This is a genomic window from Lactococcus formosensis, assembly GCF_018403745.1.
Taxonomy (GTDB): domain Bacteria; phylum Bacillota; class Bacilli; order Lactobacillales; family Streptococcaceae; genus Lactococcus; species Lactococcus formosensis.
Genome location: NZ_BOVP01000010.1, coordinates 25,215 through 44,064 on the forward strand (window position 1 = coordinate 25,215; position 18,850 = coordinate 44,064).

An 18,850-nucleotide genomic window follows, 5' to 3' on the forward strand; every position below is an offset into this window, starting at 1 on the left:
TCTTTCTATTTTAAAAATTGACTTTTTACAGTCTGTTGAAAATTCTAACAAATTTATTTTCTGAAAACAACTGTATTGACTTGAAGGTGCAAATATAATTAACAGAAAAAATTTTATTTTGATAAAATAGATGCAGAACATAGAGGAGTAAATAAAATGATAACAGCTATTGCGACAGATATGGACGGCACTTTTTTGGATGAAAAATCCACTTATGATAAAAAGTATTTCTCTATACTCCAACAAAAAATGAATGCCAAAGGGATCCGCTTCATTGTGGCCAGTGGTAATCAATACTTTAAATTAAAGTCTTATTTTTCAGAGACGAAAGATATTATTTTTATTTCTGAAAATGGTGGAATTATTACGATCAATGGTGAGATGGAAATGGTCGCAAGTTTTGATGCAAAAGAAGTAAGTGAAGTTCTTGGACTACTTGATGAGCTCAAGATTCCTGTTGTAGTATGTGGTGCCAAGAGTGCCTATACTTTAGAAAGTGTTTCAGAGGAGTTTGAAACTTTTGCCCATAAATATTATGAAAATCTAGAGCTTCTTTCCTCTTTTGATGATTTACCTGAAGATACTGTAGTTAAATTTGCTACGATTATTCCCGAAGCAGAATTAACTACTGTCACATCAACATTGAACAGTCGTTTTAAAAAAGGGATAAAAGCAGTGACCAGTGGGAATATCTATCTAGATATTGTACTTGAGGGCAGTAATAAAGGAGCAGCTATTAAGAAAGTTTTACAAGAGCTGGAACTTTCTTCTCAAGATTTAGCAGCTTTTGGAGATGCAAATAATGATCTTGAAATGTTGGAAATGGCTGGTTATTCTTATGCTGTAGCAAATGCTAATATCCAAGCGAAAGAAAAAGCAAAAAGGATCATAGGCAGCAATAGGGAGAAAGCCGTACTGTCGGAGATTGAAAAAATCATACAGTAAAAGCAGGAAAAAAGTACAACTTCTATGCGTACTTTTTTATTTTATGTTTTTTAAACTAAAAAATTAAGAAAGTATTAAGAAATATAGCTAAAAAGTGTTAATAACTTTCTGATATACTGAGGGCATCAAGTAGAAATGAGGGGAAAAATGAATCATACCGTTTTAATTGTGGATGATGAAAAAGAGATACGTGAAGCGATTGCTCTCTATCTAAAAAATGAAGGAATACATGCAGTTCAGGCAAAAGATGGTTCTGAAGCATTAGAGGTTCTTGATAAAGAAGAAGTCCATTTAATTATAATGGACGTTATGATGCCTAAGATTGATGGCATTGAAGCGACTTTTAAGATACGCCAATCACAACAGATTCCTATTCTGATGCTGAGTGCTAAAAGTGAAGATACAGATAAAATTTTGGGCCTACAAATTGGGGCGGATGATTATCTGACAAAGCCCTTTAATCCTTTAGAATTAATCGCTCGTGTCAAGTCACAGCTACGCAGATATACCTCCTTAGGGAGCTATGAAAAAGCAGACAGAGTTATTCAACTTCACGGTTTGAGCATTGATCAAGAAGGTAAGGAAGTTCGAGTGGATGGGGAACTGATAAAGTTAACACCCACAGAATTCAAAATTACAGAATTATTGGCTCGTAATGCTGGAAAAGTTTTCTCTATCACGGAAATCTATGAACGTGTCTGGCAAGAGCCGGGGTTTAATGCAGAAAATACTGTGGCTGTACATATAAGAAAAATCCGTGAAAAAATAGAAGTAAATCCAAAAAATCCAAAATATTTAAAGGTGGTATGGGGCGTTGGTTACAAAATGGAAAAATAAATTTGCTGTGAGTATTGGGCTAGCTTTGCTACTTTTGGGAGTGAACAGTTTAGTTTTTACAGCCTTGAATGCTGAACAATACATTTTTAACGACTATTTTCAGTCGAAATACTTCAAACAAGAGGTTGCAACTTTAGAAGAAGCACTGATCAATACTCAGGTAAATCCAAATTTACCGATAAAGGTAACGACAGAAGATATTGAAGAATATCGTATGAATCAACCAGACAAGTATTCGCAAGTAAGTGGGATTAAAGAGGATCCGGTCTTTCTTGAACGTCTCAGAGAAGCGAAAGAGGCTGGTGACAAATCAGCTGTCAAGAAACTTGAGGAGCAACAGAATAAAAAGATAAACGAAGTAGACAAGTTATTTACAGACGACAAATACGTCGCAGAGAAGGTGAAGGAGCAAAAGAAAGAACTAATTGCGCAGCAGAAAGCAGATTGGATGCCACAATATAAAAATCTTTCCTCAGATATGCACTATCAAGTAACGGAGAACAGCTCGGGTAAATATCTGGACAATCTCTCTGACAATAAGACGTTTGCCACAGCAAAAACTTTATTTAAGGGCAATATTAGTCAAATTAATTTTGATGGGCAAAATCGCTTTGACGGGCAGGTTATTATACTAAAAAATAGTAATTTCAACCAAAGAGCCTCTGTTAAAAGTTTCACTGAAATGAAAAATCTAACGATTGGGCTTCTTTGTACGAGTATTTTGAGTTTTGCTGCCTTCTTTATCTACTGGAAGAAAGCAAAAAAAGGAGAAGATGTACTTTTAGAAAAAGTTCAATCTTGGGATAAAATAGCGCTTGATGGTCAAATTTTCCTTGCTCTGATCCTTTTATTCTTTTACATGTCACTTACACGTGAGGCGAGGGTTATATGGGGCTTTATTCCTTTTCTGCAAAAATTTTGTTGGGCTTTCTTGGTTCTCTGCCTATTTGCACTTGTGAGTTGGGTGATTTATCATAAAGTACAGGTGCGTGAAAACTGGCAGCAAACCTATATTGCTAGGAGTATAAAACTCGTAAAAGATGCTGCTGGAAATTTTTCAACAGGTTCAAAAGCTTGGTTCATTTTCTGGAGTATTGGAGCAGCGGCATTTGGCTTTCTGCTAGCAATAATGTGGGGAGGGCAAGGAATCATTCTCTACTTGTTTATGCTTGTGATTTATCTTATGGTAATCTCGATTTATCTGCTGCGGCGACTGGCCATGTTTAATCAGACAGTAAGAATTATTGAGGAAATTGCTCAAGGTAAGAATGCTGAAATATTAAAAGTCAAACCCAAGGGAAAAACTGTTTTTCGAGAAATTTCTGAAAATCTTAAAACCATCAATGAAGATGTGAAGTCTTCCAAAAGTCAGCAACAAAAAAGTGAGCGGTTAAAGACCGAGCTTATTACAAACGTTTCCCATGATTTAAGAACACCTTTGACTTCAATTATTACTTCTGTTGATTTATTGCGTAACGCTGAACTTTCTCAAGATGAAAAAGCTAAGTATGTCGAAGTTATCGATCAAAAATCAAAACGTTTAAAAGTTCTCATTGATGACCTTTTTGAAGTTTCAAAAATGGCAAGTGGTAATATTGAGCTGAAGAAAACTAGAGTCGATCTTGTTCAATTGCTTGATCAATCACTGGCAGAGCTTTCTGAAAAAATAGAAGTCTCTTCATTAAAATTTGTTACGCAAACCGACAAAGAACTTTTAGCTTCAGTAGATGGGGATAAGATGTGGCGAGTTTTTGAAAATTTAATCCACAATATTTTAAAATACTCCATGGAAAACACCAGAGTTTATATCTCAGGACACCAGAATGAAAACGGAACGATTAATTTGGTATTTAAAAATATTTCTCGAGAAGAACTTGGAGAAAATAGCCAAGAATTATCACAACGTTTCAAAAGAGGTGACTTATCGAGAAACACAACTGGTTCAGGATTGGGACTGGCTATAGCTCAGTCGATTATAGAAGCGCATGACGGTTACTTCTTTTTGGAGACTGATGGTGATTTATTTAAAATAACTTTGGTATTGCCAAGTTTAGAAGTTTAATAAAACAAAAAAAGCACTGTATATACAGCGCTTTTTTGTTTTATTTTTTATGGTGATCAAGTTTTTCTTTGACATTGTCAACAGCATCTTCTGATGCGTCTTTAATGTCTGCAGCAACTTCCTTCACCTTACCGATTGTTTTATCAAGGACGCCTTCAGCTTTTTTCTTGTTGTCACCTGTAACATCACCAACAACTTCTTTAGCGTTACCTTTGAGTTTGTCTGTTGTACCTCTGTCGACCATAAAAAAATCCTCCTTGTTATTTATACTCTTATTCTACTGGTTATTCCTTGTTTTTTCAAGGTATTCAACTCGTAAATTTTTAATTCTCGGATTCTTAACATTTTCCGACATATAAAAAGTTCTAGAGAAAAATTTAATACACTTTATTTGACTCTTTAAAAATAAACTGCTAAACTTTATTCTAAAGTGACACTGTGTCATTTTAAGAAGAGAAGGAGGAAATAAAGTGCCTAAAGCTACATATCTAAAGCTTCCAGAAGAAAAAAAGCAACGAATTTACGCGGCTTGTAAGACAGAGTTTGCTGATAAGCCATTTCATCAAGCAACAGTAAGAAATATTGTACAAAGTTTAGATATCCCTCGAGGTAGTTTTTATCAATATTTTGAAGATTTAACGGAATGCTATATGTATGTCTTATCAAAAGAGACAAGTGAGCTTCACCAGCTTTTCTTAGATGCAATTCAAAAATATCCGCTTGAACAAGCCTTAGACGAATACAAGCATTTACTACTAAAGGAACTCGTGCATAATGAAAATTATGCCATCTATAAATATCGCTTTTTAGATTGGAATCACGAATTGACTTTAGCTTGGAAAAAGTATAATCCTCAAACATTTGTAAGTAAAGAGCCTGTTTCGCCAATGATTTCCGTGTTTAAAGCAGTTGTGCATGATCTTGTCTACAGACTATTTGCAGAAGAGTGGAGTGACCAGGAGTTTGTTGCACACTACGACAGTGAGGTCGGAGTGATTATGAATGGCCTCTCAGGAAGTCAAAATCATCAATAAAGAAGAGAACGGGAAGTTCTTCAAGGAGTTGTATTATGTTTTTATCACTTAAAGAAATATTTTATTACAAGACAAGGTACACTTTGATTGCAACAATTATATTTTTGGTTTCTTATGTTGTTTTCATATTGTCAGGTCTATCGACTGGCCTTGCAGACCAGTTTAAACAAGCTGTAGTGGATTGGAATGCAGAAAAGATTGTTCTGTCAGACAGTTCGAATAATATTTTATCTGCTTCTCAAATTTCAAAAACAGAGTTAGATAATATTGAAGGAGACCAATTATCTCCCGTTTCGATTTTTTCAACATCGATCAATCAAGGAGAAGATAAAAGAGAGAATATTACAGTCATGGCGCTTCCAATCGGCTCTGACATTCTACCGAATGTAAAGGAAGGTAAAGATTTTTCGGAAGATAAAAAAGAAATCATCATCCCAGAAAATCTTGCCGATAAGGGTTATAAAGTGGGAGACAAGATAAAGGTAGGGAATAACGATACAGAGTTAAAAATTGTTGGCATTTCCAAATCGACTTACTATTCAGCAACGCCTGTAGTCTACAGTTCATTCACTACTTTGTCCGCAATTAAAAATATGAACGTAGCCGTCGCAGATGGTTCTGTGAATGGTGTCATTGTAAAATCTGGTAAAGTAACCTTGAAAGGTTCAAGCTCAGATAAATTAAAAGTCATCACAACTTCTGAACTTATCAACAACATTCCTGGTTACTCCGCACAGAAAACAACCCTGAGCGCGATGATTTATTTCTTGTTCTTGATTGTGCTGCTTATTATTGCTGTCTTTATGTATGTCATCACGCTACAAAAAGTTCCCATCTTTGGGATTATGAAGGCACAAGGAATTTCAAATTTCCTTATCATGAAGTCCATCTTGTGGCAAAGTTTTTGGCTGGCATTGGTTGGTGTAGTTGCAGCTTTTGGTGGGAGCTATCTCACAAGCTTCGTGCTTCCGCAAGCCATGCCATTTGCAATTGATTTTTCTATCTGGACAATTTATGGTTTCGTATTGATTATTGTTTCCATATTGGGTTCTGTATTTTCACTGTATACGATAAGAAAAATTGATCCTACTCAAGCGATTGGAGGTTAATAATGAAAGATATTCTACATATGGATAAAGTCACAAAGAGCTTTGGTAAGGGGCGAACAGAAGTTCAAGCCTTAAAAGGCATTGATTTACGGGTACAAGCTGGGGAGTTTATCTCAATCATTGGCCCTTCGGGCTCAGGTAAAAGTACTTTCTTAACAATCGCTGGGGGCCTTCAGTCTTCAACAACAGGAACAACTAAAATCAATACAGTCGACTTTAATCAACTGTCAGAAAAAGAACGCTCAAAAGTAAGATTTAAAGAAGTTGGTTTTATCCTACAAGCTTCAAACCTCATTCCTTACTTGACTGTCAAAGAACAGTTGAAACTTGTGGATAAAATAAATAAAAAGAATATCAATCAAGGAAAAATAGATGAAATGCTCGATTCCTTAGATATTTTAGAACTGCAAGATAAATATCCTGGAGAGCTTTCTGGTGGAGAACGCCAACGTGTTGCAATCGCACGTGCACTTTACAATGATCCAAGCTTAATTTTAGCTGATGAACCAACAGCCAGCTTAGATACAGAAAGAGCTTACCAAGTTGTGGATATTTTGAGAAAAGAAGCACACGAAAAAAATAAAGCCACTATTATGGTGACCCACGACTCGCGGATGATTAAAAATAGTGACAGTGTATATCGCATAGAGGACGGTAATCTCTTCAAAGTAGAGAATCCTTGAGGGGAATGAATAAAAAATGAGGGAGTTTTCCCTCATTTTTTATGGTTTATATTTTACGGCGTTTTAAATAGAAGTAAGAGACGATAAGGATAAGAAAACCGCTAATCGAAAGAAGAGCTAACCCGTAAAAAATATGCGCAGCACTTAGGTGTGATGATTGTGGATTAATTAATTGTAGGAAAAATGTTTGTGAATTATTTTGTTTCTCAGTAAGAAACAGTAGGAAAATAATGAGAAAGAATTGATGAATCAAGGACCCCTTTTTTTGAGTTGTATTTTTTAGAAGAATACGGTGGTCTTCGGGAATATGAAGTGCCATGAAATACTAATTATTGAGCCATTTGTTTAGGAGAAAATGACCATAGCTTAATAAGAAAAAACTAAAACTCAGAGCAGAAGGTACCAGCATCATCAATAACCCAAGCCCTAATCCCAGTAAAATGAAATTATCCATGTGCGGCACCAAGTGAGTGACTTTATTATAAGTCGCTAATGCAATGATCATTCCTAAAGCGTAAGGCAGGTACAATAAAAGATTTTCTGAACCCTTACCAAATATATTGATGACATAGAGAGAACCAAACAGAAAGAGAAAATTACCAATCGCTCCGTTAAGAAAAGTCAAGATATTTAAGGAAAGGGCGATTTGATAATTTCGGTATTCTTTTCTCGTTTTGTAAATAAGAAAAATAAAGAAAAAGCTAAAGCCGAGCAATGAACCCCCAATTGCCAAGGAAGAATTTAAAAGCCTACCCGCACGTAGGAGGAGTAAGAGGAGACAGAGACCTGTAAAAATAAATAGGTCTTTTTTAGAGAGATACAGGGCTGTATCGGGTTTCATTTTATTGGTTAGGACTTGTTTATTTGTTGCCTCATAGGCGTATCCAAGTGCTATTGCATAAAACAAAATATACAAGCTAAATGATAAGGTAAGCCCTAAAGTCCCTGAAAGGGTCAAGCCCGCAAATAAAGCAATCAAAGATAAGATAAGGAGAGGGTAGGAAGTTTTCTTTTCTGTATTTGGTTGAAAATGGTTAAGTGTGACTGTCGCCGTAGGGAGCCATGAGGCACTTAAGCCCATAAGAATACCTGCGGAGAGATAAAACCAAGAATTCAAGGGGCCAATAAAAGCAAGTAAGGAGCCTGCAAGCCCTGTATACAATGACAAGGTGAGAAGTTCTAAACTAGAAATAGTATTTTTAATGGCACGTATTAGAAAAACGCCGAGGATACGACAAGTATAATATAAAGCGAACGGCAAAACAGAACGCTCAGTTGTTCCATCGTTTAAACTAAGAAAAAGTAGGAAGGGGGCCATGATAACGGTATTGGAAAGTACCACTAACATTGATTTGCCCCAATCATAAGCTATTTCACGTATTTTAATTCTCATTTTTCTACCTCTAAATTTTTATTAAGAAACAAAATTAATTATCTGAATTATTATATCACGTTGCTTATGAAGAGGATAGGGAGCTGTGTAAAAAAGAGAAAAATCAAAGCAGGGAACATTCTATGTAAAAAAGAGAGAAATATCCTTAAACCTTAAAAAATGATTAAATTGAACATTCAACTCGTTTAAGTTATAATAGATGCAATAAGGAGGGATTTATGAGACATATGTAAGAGAACAGTATGTTTTTCTAAAAAGATATATACTCTAAATCCCACCAAAAGACAGAATTAAAAGTAGGGAGTTTAGGAGTGAAAAAGATTGAATTAAATGTATCGAGGGTGATTTATGGCTTATTGGGTTTAACTTTAACCTTTGATGTGCTCTTGTCATTAAGTCAACGAACACTTTATGAAAATTTAAGTTCAGTTCTATTGCTCGTGGCTCCAATCCTAATCATGGTTTATATTATTTCGACACAAACAGGTAGAAAAAGTACTTGGAAAACAGCGCTTTTGTTTTTAATGCTCTTTCTCATTTTTGTCCTCGAAACAGGCGTTGTGATTGGCCACGGTTTAAGTCCAACACCACTTTTTAACGTTTTGGCGATAATTGCTTATGCGGGTCTTATAAGGATTTTTCTAGAAAAGAAGTGGACAATGGAGTCGCCTACTTTAAAAATCTGGACCTTTGGCCTTTCAGGACTTTACCTTATCCTAGCACTTATTTTTGGTGTTTTTACGGTAAATCAAATGCCAACTGAAATATACAGCAATGTTCGTATCTTTTTAGTTGGACTGACCTTGGGTGTTCAACTTTTATTGCTTGGTCTTTCAGGCGTAATTTTATTTAATAAATTAAGAAAAAGTATTGGAAATTTTGCTTGGGGCTTTACGATAGTGCTTCTCAGTATTTTTGGAAGTATTCTTTTTTATGTACTACAAGCTGATATCAATGCACAGCTTGTTGCTCGTTTTTTATTACTTATCCAAATCGTCATGGCTATTTCGCTGATTATCGAAAGTATCTATACTGGACTTTCCAATTACTTTAAGCCATACAATAAAATACTGCTTTACTTGGTTTCTATCTTGCCACTTGTTTTTCTTTTTGAAAATAAATTCTGGGGCATGAGTTATTTAAAAGAGATTTTCGAAATCATGATTAGTAAATTGACATTTTTTGCAGTATTTTTCTCTATTCTCACTTTTATTTATTATACGATAGAAACAATCTTACTTTGGTACGCTTATAGTACAAAAAGTTATACGAGCGACCTCAGTCATGTTGAGATTGAAACAAATTATCGAATTATTGTGTTAATTCCTTGTATGAATGAAGAATTAGTCATTAAAAACACTGTGAAAAGCTTGTTAAATACCAATTACGAAAATCTTGATATTTACGTGATTGATGATGCCAGCATTGATAATACGGTGCAGGAAGTTCAGGAATTTCAAAGTAACAAGAGGTTCCATCTTCTCCAAAGATTCCAGCCTGAAGCACAGCAAGGAAAAGGTGAAGCACTTAATTGGGCTTATAAAAAAATAACAGATTCCTATATTGACAAAGGTTATGTTTTTGAGGAAACACTTATCACGATTATTGATGCGGACTCAAGTGTAGCAACAGACTACTTTGACAAGGTAAATTTGGTCTTTAACTCGGATTTTGAATTGACTGGTTTACAGTCAAAAGTACAAGTCATTAATCGTAACAGAGACACCTCACAAGATTTGGAATTTGGTGAGATTATCAATGCTACTCAATCTTTGCGCAGTAAAACCAATACCGTGGCCTTTGGTGGGAACGGACAGTTTTGTAAACTCAGTACCCTGTACTCTTTACATGAAGCTCCATGGACAACATCGTTAGTAGAGGATTTTGACCTTTCTTTACGTCTCTTCTTATCTGACATTTATAATGTACGTAATGTCCAATATGATGACATTAAAATCAAACAAACAGGAATCTATGATGATACGATGTCCTTAGTTAAACAGCGCGTGAGATGGGCACAAGGAAATATCCAAACCTTTAAGTATATATTCCCTATTATCAAATCAGAAAATTTAGAGTTCAAACAAAAATTAGAGCTATGTTTTACCCTGATAAAACCTTGGCTCATGGCGATAGAATATGTGGTCGTTATTTACACAGGAGTTGTTTTATTTGGCACACTGTTACTCTTTGGTTTAAACGATGCAGTGAAAAGTTTTGTCGTTATCTTTGCATTGATGGTACTCTATATTTTTCTTATCAATGTTATCTGGGCAATCCTGTATAATAAAAACTCTCAAGAAAAATTCAGATGGGGTCATGTTTTAAGTGACGCGTATTATTTAACCAAGTTTTTAATTGTTCTTAGTCAAATCTATCCGCAAGCGACACTCAGATATTTCAGATCGCAAAATACATGGGATAAAACGAAGCGTCAGGCTTAATTTTCATAAAAATATTGTAAAAAGAAAGGATGCAACTTGAAAAAATATATCTTACAAGAGAATAATTTTGTTTATTTTTATAATAAAATATATGATCATGCGCATAATATAAAAGGAGTGGAGTGTGTGCTTCGCGAACAAAATGATAAACAAGAATGGGTCCTTCCACAAAATATCGATCACTTACCCTTTTTCATACTGAAAGATAATGTAAAAGAAAGTGTCAAAGTTGCGAATCCCGAACATTTTAAAGTTGTCATTAAACTTACGCTTGAACAATTTCTGAGCCGCAAGTTTAAAAAGAATATCAAAGCAGTTGCTGAATCGCTCCAACCGTTTGATCTTATAATTGAAATATCTCATAATGAAATTGTGAAAAAAAAGAAGAGCTTAAGACGTGTCAGTCGTAGAATTATGAAATGCAAAACCTATGGGATTAATTTTTCAATCAATAATTTGGGAGCTGAATTCTATTTTGCACGTAATATCCATCGCTTGTTACCTTTGATTGATGTATTAAAGTTAGACATGCGACATTTTAATGATAAAGAAAAATGGATTGATTTAACCATTAAGTTTTGGAAGAAATTAGCAAATAAATATCAACTTGAATTAGTTGTATCCGGTGTTGAAACGGATGAAGATGAAAAACTTGTTGATTTATTAGACATCAATTTGAGGCAGGGATATCTATATGGTCCACCTCAACCAGTGATTGATTGAGAAACTTTTCCCTTTGACAGAAGGAAAGAGCTTTTCAGTATACTTGAGGAGAAAAGTAGGTTTGAAATTTGACGAATTAATTTTTTATAGACAAAAAATTTGTGATTTTACCCAAAATGACAAAGAAGAATACGAACTATTATTGAGGTGCCAATGCGCGGATGACTGTTATTTTCCATCAGATATGTTTGACGACATTGTTTCCAATCATCAGCTGCATAATTTATATCTTCAAAGGCTGGAAGTTCTTTTGGAAGAGCAGCTCAGTAAGGATGAATACATTTATTCTTTAAATCTGGATTATCAAGAACTTTATTTTGAAGAAACAGTAGAGTTTTTGAGCAGATTTAAGTATCGGGACAGATTGAGGATAGAGCTAACAGAGCGTTTGCCAGTAAACTGCCAAAATGAAGAAAATTTCTTACCAATTGAAGCAATTAAAAGGCTCAAGGATTTGGGCTATGCGATTGCTCTAGACGATTTTCTATCAGGAATAAATCATTACAAAACGTTATTTATACTAGATGATTACATTGATCGCGTAAAGATTTCGGCCTTAGATTTTAATAGCTATTTATCTCAGGATAAGTTGAAAGATTTTATATTTTCGGTTGTTGATACGATTAAATTCCTGGACAAAGAGATTGTTATTGAAGGGGTTGAAGAGGATGAGCTTCTTGAGAGTTTTCCTAAAGAATGGCTCCAGCAAACTTATTATTATGATAAACCACATAGCTTCTAATAAAGGAGAAAAAGATGATTCATATTGATGACATATTAGGCAGTAACTTTATAGATAAAATTTTTTTAATGCCTACTGTTCTAGGTATGATGTTTATTGCTAAGTATATGATTCAATATTATCAGTTGGATCGAAATAAAGTCACTGCGTATATCTTGTATTCGAGTAATTTTGCTTTATTTATAATTTTACTTAAATTTCTTTTTAACGATATTGATCAAGGCTCGCCCTATGGTTATATTGTTAGTGATATTTCTTTAGTTTTCATTGCGATATCGGTCGTTTATTTAGTTGCACCACCTACCAAAAATATTGAGTACGAGGTATTGCCACAGTTTATTATATATTATGGACTTTATTTGCATGTTTACGGTTTTGATATTCAATCCTCTCTCTTAGTACTTTCCGGCTTGATTTTATTTTGGCTTGTGATTTACGTGTTGTGTAATTATAAGGAGTTGATTTCGAAGTATTATATTTCCTACTTTTTCCTTAGTATATTTATTACACTTGCAGCAGTATTAGTAGCCTTTTCGCAATTTGATATTCCAATGAGCTATGTGCTCGGTATTTTAGGAAAGGTATTGGCTGTGCTAGTTATCGCGAAGATTGCGATACACTTAATCAGTATCATTGCTCTTATGTATTCAGACTTAAAGAGAGACGCTTATATTGATGCTTTAACCGATACTTATAATCGCAAAAAGTTTGAAGAAGTACTGAAGGAGATCTTAGACAGTAAGAATGTTCCTCTCTTTTCAATTGCTTTGTTTGACGTGGATTCGTTTAAATGTATCAATGATTCTTACGGGCATTTGGCAGGAGATTATGTTCTGCGGGAGATAAGCTATGGCATTAAAGATGCCTTACTTCAAGAGCATAATAATGGTCAACTTTTCAGATACGGAGGCGATGAATTCTTTGTACTCTTTAGAAACCAGTCGGGTGATTCGGTCAAAGCAATAATGGATGATATCCAAAAAAATATTTCGGATAAGGATTTCATCTATAATGATACCTTATTAAATGTTTCTATATCTGTGGGTGTTTCAGAAATAAGAGATGAAAAAAATATGAAGGATATTATTGACAAAGTCGACAAAAATTTATATGTCGCAAAAGCAAACGGGAAAAATCAAGTCTTCTATATGTAAAGAAGAGTAGAAATGGAGTAGATATGAAAAAAATAATGCTTGTTTTTGGTACACGACCAGAAGCAATTAAAATGGCCCCCTTAGTCAAAGCTATCGAGAAAGATGAACGTTTTGAAGCCGTAACTGTGGTCACAGCGCAACACAGAGAAATGCTGGATCAAGTTCTCGATATTTTTCAAATCCAGCCTGATTACGATTTAGATATCATGGGGAAAAATCAAACCCTTAGTCAAATTACTACACGTGTTATTGACGCCATTGATCAAGTACTAGTAGAAGAAGCACCCAATATAATGCTTGTTCATGGGGATACCTCGACAACTTTTGCAGCATCTATCGCTGCTTTCTATCATAAGGTAACACTGGGGCACGTAGAAGCAGGGTTGAGAACATGGGACAAATATTCACCATTCCCAGAAGAAATGAACCGTCAAGTCACAGATGTGCTCTCTGATATTTACTTTGCGCCAACTGAAGAAAGCAGACAAAATTTATTAAAAGAAAATCATATGGATCAGAATATCTATGTGACAGGTAATACCGCTATTGATGCTTTACGTTACACTGTACCAGCGCATCTTCAAAAGGATCGACGTCAGATTCTGGTGACGATGCACCGTCGTGAGAATCTTGGTACTCCGATGGAAAATGTCTTTCGTGCAATCAAAAAGATTTCTGAAGAATATGTAGATTTTGAGGTGGTTTATCCGCTTCATAAAAATCCAAAAGTGAGAGAAATAGCTTATCGTATCCTAGGCGACTTGCCTAATGTTCGATTGATTGAACCACTAAATGTGGTTGATTTTCATCGTATGGAAAACGAAAGCTATCTTATCCTGACGGATTCAGGTGGTGTGCAAGAAGAAGCGCCGTCTTTTGGTGTGCCTGTCCTTGTCTTACGTGATACAACAGAAAGACCCGAAGGCGTGGAAGCAGGTGCTTTAAAATTAGTCGGTACAGATGAATCTGATGTTTATCAAGCCATCCGGGAACTTCTTGATAACGAAGAAGCCTATAATAAAATGAGCCACTCTAAAAATCCTTATGGTGATGGACATGCCAGTGAAAAGATCCTTGATGCTATTGACCAATATTTTAAACACTGAACGTCATGAAAATTGTAATAAGATACTCTGACCATACATAAGTCAGAGTATTTTATTACGAGAAATTATTCGCACTATATGTGCTATAAAAAATCAGATATATAAAAGTTTTTTTCTCGCGTTTTTGAGGGAAACTGATATAATGATTCTAAGAAACTGAGACACTATTATTTTTTCTTCTCGTAAAGTTTCTGGAGAAGTATATACTTCTACCTTTTATAAAAATGAAAGAGGTTTTTGTATGAGTTATGCGAATGAAAAGTCGTTTAACAAAGCTACTTCAGCGGGCTTTATAATCGCGCTTGGAGTGGTATATGGAGACATTGGGACAAGCCCTTTGTATACCATGCAGTCTATTGTCACAGGGCAAGGAGGCTTGCAAAATATTTCAACGGACTTTATTCTTGGTGCGGTTTCCTTAGTTATCTGGACGCTAACCTTGATTACAACTGTTAAATATGTGTTAATTGCTCTTAAGGCCGATAACCACCAAGAAGGTGGGATATTTTCTCTTTTCACTTTGGTAAGACGGATGGCAAAATGGCTGATTATACCAGCAATGATAGGAGGAGCCACCCTGCTTGCAGATGGGGCTTTGACTCCAGCAGTTACAGTTACCTCCGCTGTTGAGGGCTTAAAAGGGGTTCCTGGTTTAGGAGAAATCTATGCCAACCAATCATGGGTTATTGTTACCACGCTCATCATTCTGGCTATACTCTTCCTTATTCAGCGTTTTGGGACAGGTCTTGTTGGTAAACTTTTTGGACCGATAATGCTGATCTGGTTTAGCTTTTTAGCTATTACAGGACTTTTGAATTCCTTTGCGAATCTTGAAATTTTTAAAGCAATCAATCCTTACTACGCTATCCATCTCTTGTTAAGTCCAGAAAATAAGGCAGGGCTCTTTATTTTAGGTTCGGTATTCTTGGCGACTACCGGAGCAGAAGCCCTTTATTCTGACCTTGGACATGTGGGCAGGGGCAATATCTATGTCAGCTGGCCTTTTGTAAAACTCGCAATTGTTTTATCTTATTGTGGACAAGGGGCTTGGCTTTTAGCGCATAGAGGTGGTGATTTGGGAGGTATGAACCCCTTCTTCGCCGTAATCCCTACAGACATGATGATTTATGCCGTTATTTTAGCGACTTTAGCTTCTATTATCGCTTCACAATCTCTGATTTCGGGATCATTTACTTTAGTTTCCGAAGCGATTCGCTTGAAGTTGTTACCGATGATGCGTATTTACTATCCAGGGAAAACTTTAGGACAACTTTATATTCCAGCAGTCAACTTGATTCTATGGCTTATGACAAGTGCGATTGTACTGTATTTTAGAAGTGCGGAACATATGGAGGCAGCTTACGGCTTAGCCATTACTGTAACAATGCTTATGACGACGGTCCTTCTGGCATATTATCTCGTTTATCGAGGGTTGAGGAAACCACTTGCTTACCTGATTGCTGCTTTCTTTGCTAGTATTGAGTTGATTTTCTTTATTGCCTCAGCAGCCAAGTTTGTTCATGGGGGATACGTTGTGGTTATTATGGCTGCCATGATTATCTTTGTGATGTTTGTTTGGTTCCAATCAAGTAAAAGTGTGAATAAACACATTAAATCACTGGATCTCAATGATTTCAAAGGGCAACTCAAAGAACTCAAAGAAGACAAGGAGATGGATCTCTATCAAACCAATCTCGTTTATTTGAGTAATAAAATGGAAGGTGATTTTATTGACCGTTCTATCCTATATTCAATACTTGATAAACGTCCTAAAAAGGCGGAAGTTTACTGGTTTGTTAATGTGAAAGTTACTGATGAACCATGGACTTCCGAATATGAAGTTGATATGATGGGAACAGATTATATCGTTAAAGTTCATTTGTATCTAGGGTTTCGCATGAAACAAGAAGTGCCCCGTTATCTTCGGACGATTGTTAAAGATTTAATAAAATCAGGACGATTGCCTAAACAAGAGCAAAAATACACCACAATGCCTGGTAGGGATGTTGGTGACTTCAGATTTGTAGTTATCGAGGAACGGGTGACAAATGCACAAAAACTTCCAGCTTTTGATCGATTCGTCTTGAAAGCAAAAGCCCGAATCAAGCGTTATACAGCAACACCAGATCGCTGGTTTGGCTTACAATTTTCGGAAGTGTCACTTGAGCGGGTGCCATTAATATTATCAGATGTATATAATTTGAGCATCAAAGAACGTCCAAAACTAGAAGATGAAGGTGAAGAAGACATAAGCTATTAGTATAGATACAATTAACCAGAACAACTGGATTTTTCCAGTTGTTTTTTTGTCATGTCACTTGTTGAAGAGTTACTACAAAGTATCTAAGGCACCTCGGAGTACCTACTATACAAATAGTAAATCTTGCTATATAATGAGTGCTATAGAAACCTGTAATTCATAAGGAGGAAAATATGAAGGCAATAGAAGTATCTGAATTTGGTAACAGTAACGTTCTTAAGTATAAAGAGCTTAAAGACCCGGTTATGAAAGATGACGAGATTTATGTCAGCCTCAAAGCTGCAGCGGTCAACCCTGTTGAAACCTATGTACGCCAAGGAACATACGCGCAACTGCCTTCGCTCCCTTATATCCCAGGAAAAGATGGAGCTGGGATTGTCAAAGCTGTAGGTGCACAAGTGAAAAACTTTAAGGTAGGTGATCGTGTCTTTGTGACTGTAGAGAGTGATGCTCAGTTTGGAACATATGCGCAAGCAATAACATGCAAGGCCAAAGAAGCGACCTTACTCCCAGAAATTATGACTTATAGTCAAGGAGCAGCACTAGGATCGAGCGGCTTAACCGCCCTTTATGCCCTTAATCAAAAAGCGGGCCTTAAGTCTGGAGAATATATACTTATACATGGTGCAACTGGAGGAGTGGGGACACTTGTCCTTCAATTTGCCAAGCTGTATGGTGCCAAGGTTATTGCAACAGCAGGGTCTGAAAAGGGCCTTGAGATATTGAAAAAGCTTGGTGCAGACTATGTCTTTAACCATCATGCTGAAGGATATATCGAGAGAATACAGGACTTGACAAAGGACCATGGTCTTGATGTGATTATCGAAATGCTTGCAAATGTTAATTTGCAGAAAGACTTAGATGCTATTGGCAACAACGGGCGAATTGTTATTATTGGTAATCGAGGGGAAGTAACCATTAATCCTCGTGTCTTGATGATGAAAGGGGCACATATCACAGGTCTAATGTTGGCAAATATCACACCAGAAGAAGTGGAGGAAAACACACACTTGTTACTGCAAGGTTTAAGTGAGGGTGTTAAACCTGTCGTTGATAAAGTATTCCCACTCGAGCAAGCTGCGACAGCGCAAGATTATATCATGGAAAACAAAGGAAGTTTGGGTAAAATCATTCTTGATACGGCAGCTGAATGATCTGAATAGATGAAAAATAAAAGGCAGGTTTTAATCTGCCTTTTTATTTTAGAAAAGCCTTGACTTTAGTGCGGAATCGTACTATAATGAAATGGTACGACTTCGCACTAAAAAGGAGCGGTTAAATGAAATATCGAGAAATAATGACACAATTTAGCACAGCGCTTGGCAAACTTGATATGACTTACGCGCTTGTGGCGCATGAATATAATCTGACTTTTAATGGACTAATGACGCTCTATATTATCGATGAAAGTGATACTGTCACCCAAAAAGAAATAAGTGAAATCTTATTTTTGCCGAAATCAACAGTACATAGCTTACTTTTGAAATTGCAAAAGCAAGATATTCTGCAACTCACTAAAGGAAAAAATGAAAAGGAAAAATTTATCGTTTTCACTCCAAATGGAAGAAAAGTTTTTGAGGAGATTCAGGAGCAAACAGATATCTTTGAAACACAAGTTATAGAAGAATTCGGCTTGAAGAACACACAAGTATTTTTGGAGCAAACGAAAACTTTTACCGAAAGCTTGCTCGAAAAAGCACAGAGAGTTATGGAGGATAAAAAAGATGAAAATTGAAATAAGAGCATTTGATCCAAAGGATTATCAAAAAGCAATCCAGTTTGCTGTTAAAGGGATGAGTTTTGATAGGTACAGTAATAATAAAACCATCATCAAGATGTATGCCAAAAATTTTCTATATTTTGAGCTGTCAAAAGCTACGCAAGCTATTGCTGCCTATGTTGATGGTGAAATGGTGGGCTTATTGCTCGCAGAGATATATGGAGAACCTAAACTGAAACAAACCTTTGGCCAAAAAGCTTACATGAAGACTTTTAACTTTTTGCGGACCTTTTCTAAAAACAAAGGCTTAGACACTTATGAAGCTACGAATAAAGAATTATTACGGTCGTATAAAAGTGAAGCATCACCTGAGGGCGAAATTTTGTATTTGGCTGCTGATCCCGAGAAAAAAATCAAAGGTGTAGGTACCGCTTTAATCAATGAACTCACGGCGCGGGAAGCTGGAAAAGAAATATTCCTCTTCACAGACACGGGCTGTACTTATCAATTCTATGAATACAAGGGTTTTCATATGGCCGGAGCTCGAGATATTCAACTTGATTTTGGTCAAAATCGAATCGATTTAACTGCAATGCTTTTTAGTAAAAAGTTAGCGCAGCAATAAACAATAAAAAACC

General features: G+C 35.9%; 17 protein-coding genes. 15 read left to right on the forward strand and 2 right to left on the reverse strand.

The window, feature by feature from the left end:
• Positions 1-156: 156 nt before the first annotated feature.
• From KJS37_RS09660 to KJS37_RS09670, 3 genes are all read left to right on the forward strand, one after another.
• Positions 157-945 carry a Cof-type HAD-IIB family hydrolase gene (locus KJS37_RS09660; protein ID WP_017370217.1) on the forward strand — a complete coding sequence of 263 codons (789 nt, stop codon included), beginning with the start codon at positions 157-159 and terminating at the stop codon, positions 943-945.
• 147 nt (positions 946-1,092) lie between these two features.
• Positions 1,093-1,782 carry a response regulator transcription factor gene (locus KJS37_RS09665; protein ID WP_213497142.1) on the forward strand — a complete coding sequence of 230 codons (690 nt, stop codon included), beginning with the start codon at positions 1,093-1,095 and terminating at the stop codon, positions 1,780-1,782.
• Positions 1,760-3,844, forward strand: a complete 2,085-nt coding sequence (locus tag KJS37_RS09670) for a sensor histidine kinase (RefSeq protein WP_213497144.1) — start codon at positions 1,760-1,762, stop codon at positions 3,842-3,844. Before KJS37_RS09665 ends, KJS37_RS09670 begins: the two co-directional genes overlap by 23 nt.
• A gap of 40 nt (positions 3,845-3,884) precedes the next feature.
• Here the strand turns inward: KJS37_RS09670 and KJS37_RS09675 are convergent, their stop codons facing one another.
• Complete coding sequence (locus tag KJS37_RS09675; protein WP_003134237.1) at positions 3,885-4,088, reverse strand: CsbD family protein; 204 nt, start codon at positions 4,086-4,088, stop codon at positions 3,885-3,887.
• A gap of 226 nt (positions 4,089-4,314) precedes the next feature.
• Between KJS37_RS09675 and KJS37_RS09680 the strand changes: the two genes are divergently transcribed.
• Genes KJS37_RS09680 through KJS37_RS09690 form a run of 3 tightly spaced genes read left to right on the forward strand, consistent with a single transcriptional unit; the run spans position 4,315 to position 6,670 of the window.
• Entirely contained in the window at positions 4,315-4,878 is a 564-nt protein-coding gene (locus tag KJS37_RS09680) for a TetR/AcrR family transcriptional regulator (protein WP_165713737.1), read from the forward strand.
• Positions 4,879-4,913: 35 nt separating this feature from the next.
• Entirely contained in the window at positions 4,914-5,987 is a 1,074-nt protein-coding gene (locus tag KJS37_RS09685) for an ABC transporter permease (RefSeq protein ID WP_213497146.1), read from the forward strand.
• A 2-nt stretch (positions 5,988-5,989) separates the two neighbouring features.
• Entirely contained in the window at positions 5,990-6,670 is a 681-nt protein-coding gene (locus tag KJS37_RS09690) for an ABC transporter ATP-binding protein (protein ID WP_096369164.1), read from the forward strand.
• Positions 6,671-6,995: 325 nt separating this feature from the next.
• Here the strand turns inward: KJS37_RS09690 and KJS37_RS09695 are convergent, their stop codons facing one another.
• A complete protein-coding gene (locus KJS37_RS09695; protein WP_244851402.1) occupies positions 6,996-8,063 on the reverse strand; it encodes a hypothetical protein in 1,068 nt (355 codons plus the stop codon).
• Positions 8,064-8,374: 311 nt separating this feature from the next.
• Here KJS37_RS09695 and KJS37_RS09700 point away from each other — a divergent pair, with 311 nt between their 5' ends.
• The 9 genes from KJS37_RS09700 (at position 8,375) to KJS37_RS09740 (ending at position 18,837) form a co-directional block, all read left to right on the forward strand.
• A complete protein-coding gene (locus tag KJS37_RS09700; protein WP_213497148.1) occupies positions 8,375-10,507 on the forward strand; it encodes a glycosyltransferase family 2 protein in 2,133 nt (710 codons plus the stop codon).
• 36 nt (positions 10,508-10,543) lie between these two features.
• Complete coding sequence (locus KJS37_RS09705; RefSeq protein WP_213497150.1) at positions 10,544-11,230, forward strand: EAL domain-containing protein; 687 nt, start codon at positions 10,544-10,546, stop codon at positions 11,228-11,230.
• A 61-nt stretch (positions 11,231-11,291) separates the two neighbouring features.
• Positions 11,292-11,972 carry an EAL domain-containing protein gene (locus tag KJS37_RS09710; RefSeq protein WP_017370207.1) on the forward strand — a complete coding sequence of 227 codons (681 nt, stop codon included), beginning with the start codon at positions 11,292-11,294 and terminating at the stop codon, positions 11,970-11,972.
• A 14-nt stretch (positions 11,973-11,986) separates the two neighbouring features.
• Positions 11,987-13,126: a GGDEF domain-containing protein gene (locus tag KJS37_RS09715; RefSeq protein ID WP_213497152.1), complete on the forward strand. Its 1,140-nt coding sequence runs from the start codon at positions 11,987-11,989 to the stop codon at positions 13,124-13,126.
• Between the two features lie 23 nt (positions 13,127-13,149).
• Positions 13,150-14,232 (forward strand): non-hydrolyzing UDP-N-acetylglucosamine 2-epimerase, encoded by a 1,083-nt coding sequence (wecB, locus tag KJS37_RS09720; protein ID WP_213497154.1) that lies wholly within the window; start codon positions 13,150-13,152, stop codon positions 14,230-14,232.
• 241 nt (positions 14,233-14,473) lie between these two features.
• Positions 14,474-16,492, forward strand: a complete 2,019-nt coding sequence (locus KJS37_RS09725) for a KUP/HAK/KT family potassium transporter (RefSeq protein ID WP_213497156.1) — start codon at positions 14,474-14,476, stop codon at positions 16,490-16,492.
• Positions 16,493-16,665: 173 nt separating this feature from the next.
• Positions 16,666-17,646 (forward strand): NADPH:quinone reductase, encoded by a 981-nt coding sequence (locus KJS37_RS09730; protein ID WP_165719912.1) that lies wholly within the window; start codon positions 16,666-16,668, stop codon positions 17,644-17,646.
• Between the two features lie 125 nt (positions 17,647-17,771).
• Positions 17,772-18,227, forward strand: a complete 456-nt coding sequence (locus tag KJS37_RS09735; RefSeq protein ID WP_003134249.1) for a MarR family winged helix-turn-helix transcriptional regulator — start codon at positions 17,772-17,774, stop codon at positions 18,225-18,227.
• On the forward strand, positions 18,217-18,837 hold the full coding sequence (locus tag KJS37_RS09740) for a GNAT family N-acetyltransferase (protein WP_213497158.1): 621 nt from the start codon (positions 18,217-18,219) through the stop codon (positions 18,835-18,837). Before KJS37_RS09735 ends, KJS37_RS09740 begins: the two co-directional genes overlap by 11 nt.
• Positions 18,838-18,850: the final 13 nt, after the last annotated feature.

What these genes read in the sequence shown, in the direction of transcription:
- KJS37_RS09690 (WP_096369164.1), top strand. Translation starts at nt 5,990, where the DNA reads ATGAAAGATATTCTACATATGGATAAAGTCACAAAGAGCTTTGGTAAG.
- KJS37_RS09685 (WP_213497146.1), top strand. Translation starts at nt 4,914, where the DNA reads ATGTTTTTATCACTTAAAGAAATATTTTATTACAAGACAAGGTACACT.
- KJS37_RS09725 (WP_213497156.1), top strand. Translation starts at nt 14,474, where the DNA reads ATGAGTTATGCGAATGAAAAGTCGTTTAACAAAGCTACTTCAGCGGGC.
- KJS37_RS09675 (WP_003134237.1), bottom strand. Translation starts at nt 4,088, where the DNA reads ATGGTCGACAGAGGTACAACAGACAAACTCAAAGGTAACGCTAAAGAA.
- KJS37_RS09740 (WP_213497158.1), top strand. Translation starts at nt 18,217, where the DNA reads ATGAAAATTGAAATAAGAGCATTTGATCCAAAGGATTATCAAAAAGCA.
- KJS37_RS09660 (WP_017370217.1), top strand. Translation starts at nt 157, where the DNA reads ATGATAACAGCTATTGCGACAGATATGGACGGCACTTTTTTGGATGAA.
- KJS37_RS09695 (WP_244851402.1), bottom strand. Translation starts at nt 8,063, where the DNA reads ATGAGAATTAAAATACGTGAAATAGCTTATGATTGGGGCAAATCAATG.
- KJS37_RS09715 (WP_213497152.1), top strand. Translation starts at nt 11,987, where the DNA reads ATGATTCATATTGATGACATATTAGGCAGTAACTTTATAGATAAAATT.
- KJS37_RS09735 (WP_003134249.1), top strand. Translation starts at nt 17,772, where the DNA reads ATGAAATATCGAGAAATAATGACACAATTTAGCACAGCGCTTGGCAAA.
- KJS37_RS09665 (WP_213497142.1), top strand. Translation starts at nt 1,093, where the DNA reads ATGAATCATACCGTTTTAATTGTGGATGATGAAAAAGAGATACGTGAA.
- wecB (WP_213497154.1), top strand. Translation starts at nt 13,150, where the DNA reads ATGAAAAAAATAATGCTTGTTTTTGGTACACGACCAGAAGCAATTAAA.
- KJS37_RS09730 (WP_165719912.1), top strand. Translation starts at nt 16,666, where the DNA reads ATGAAGGCAATAGAAGTATCTGAATTTGGTAACAGTAACGTTCTTAAG.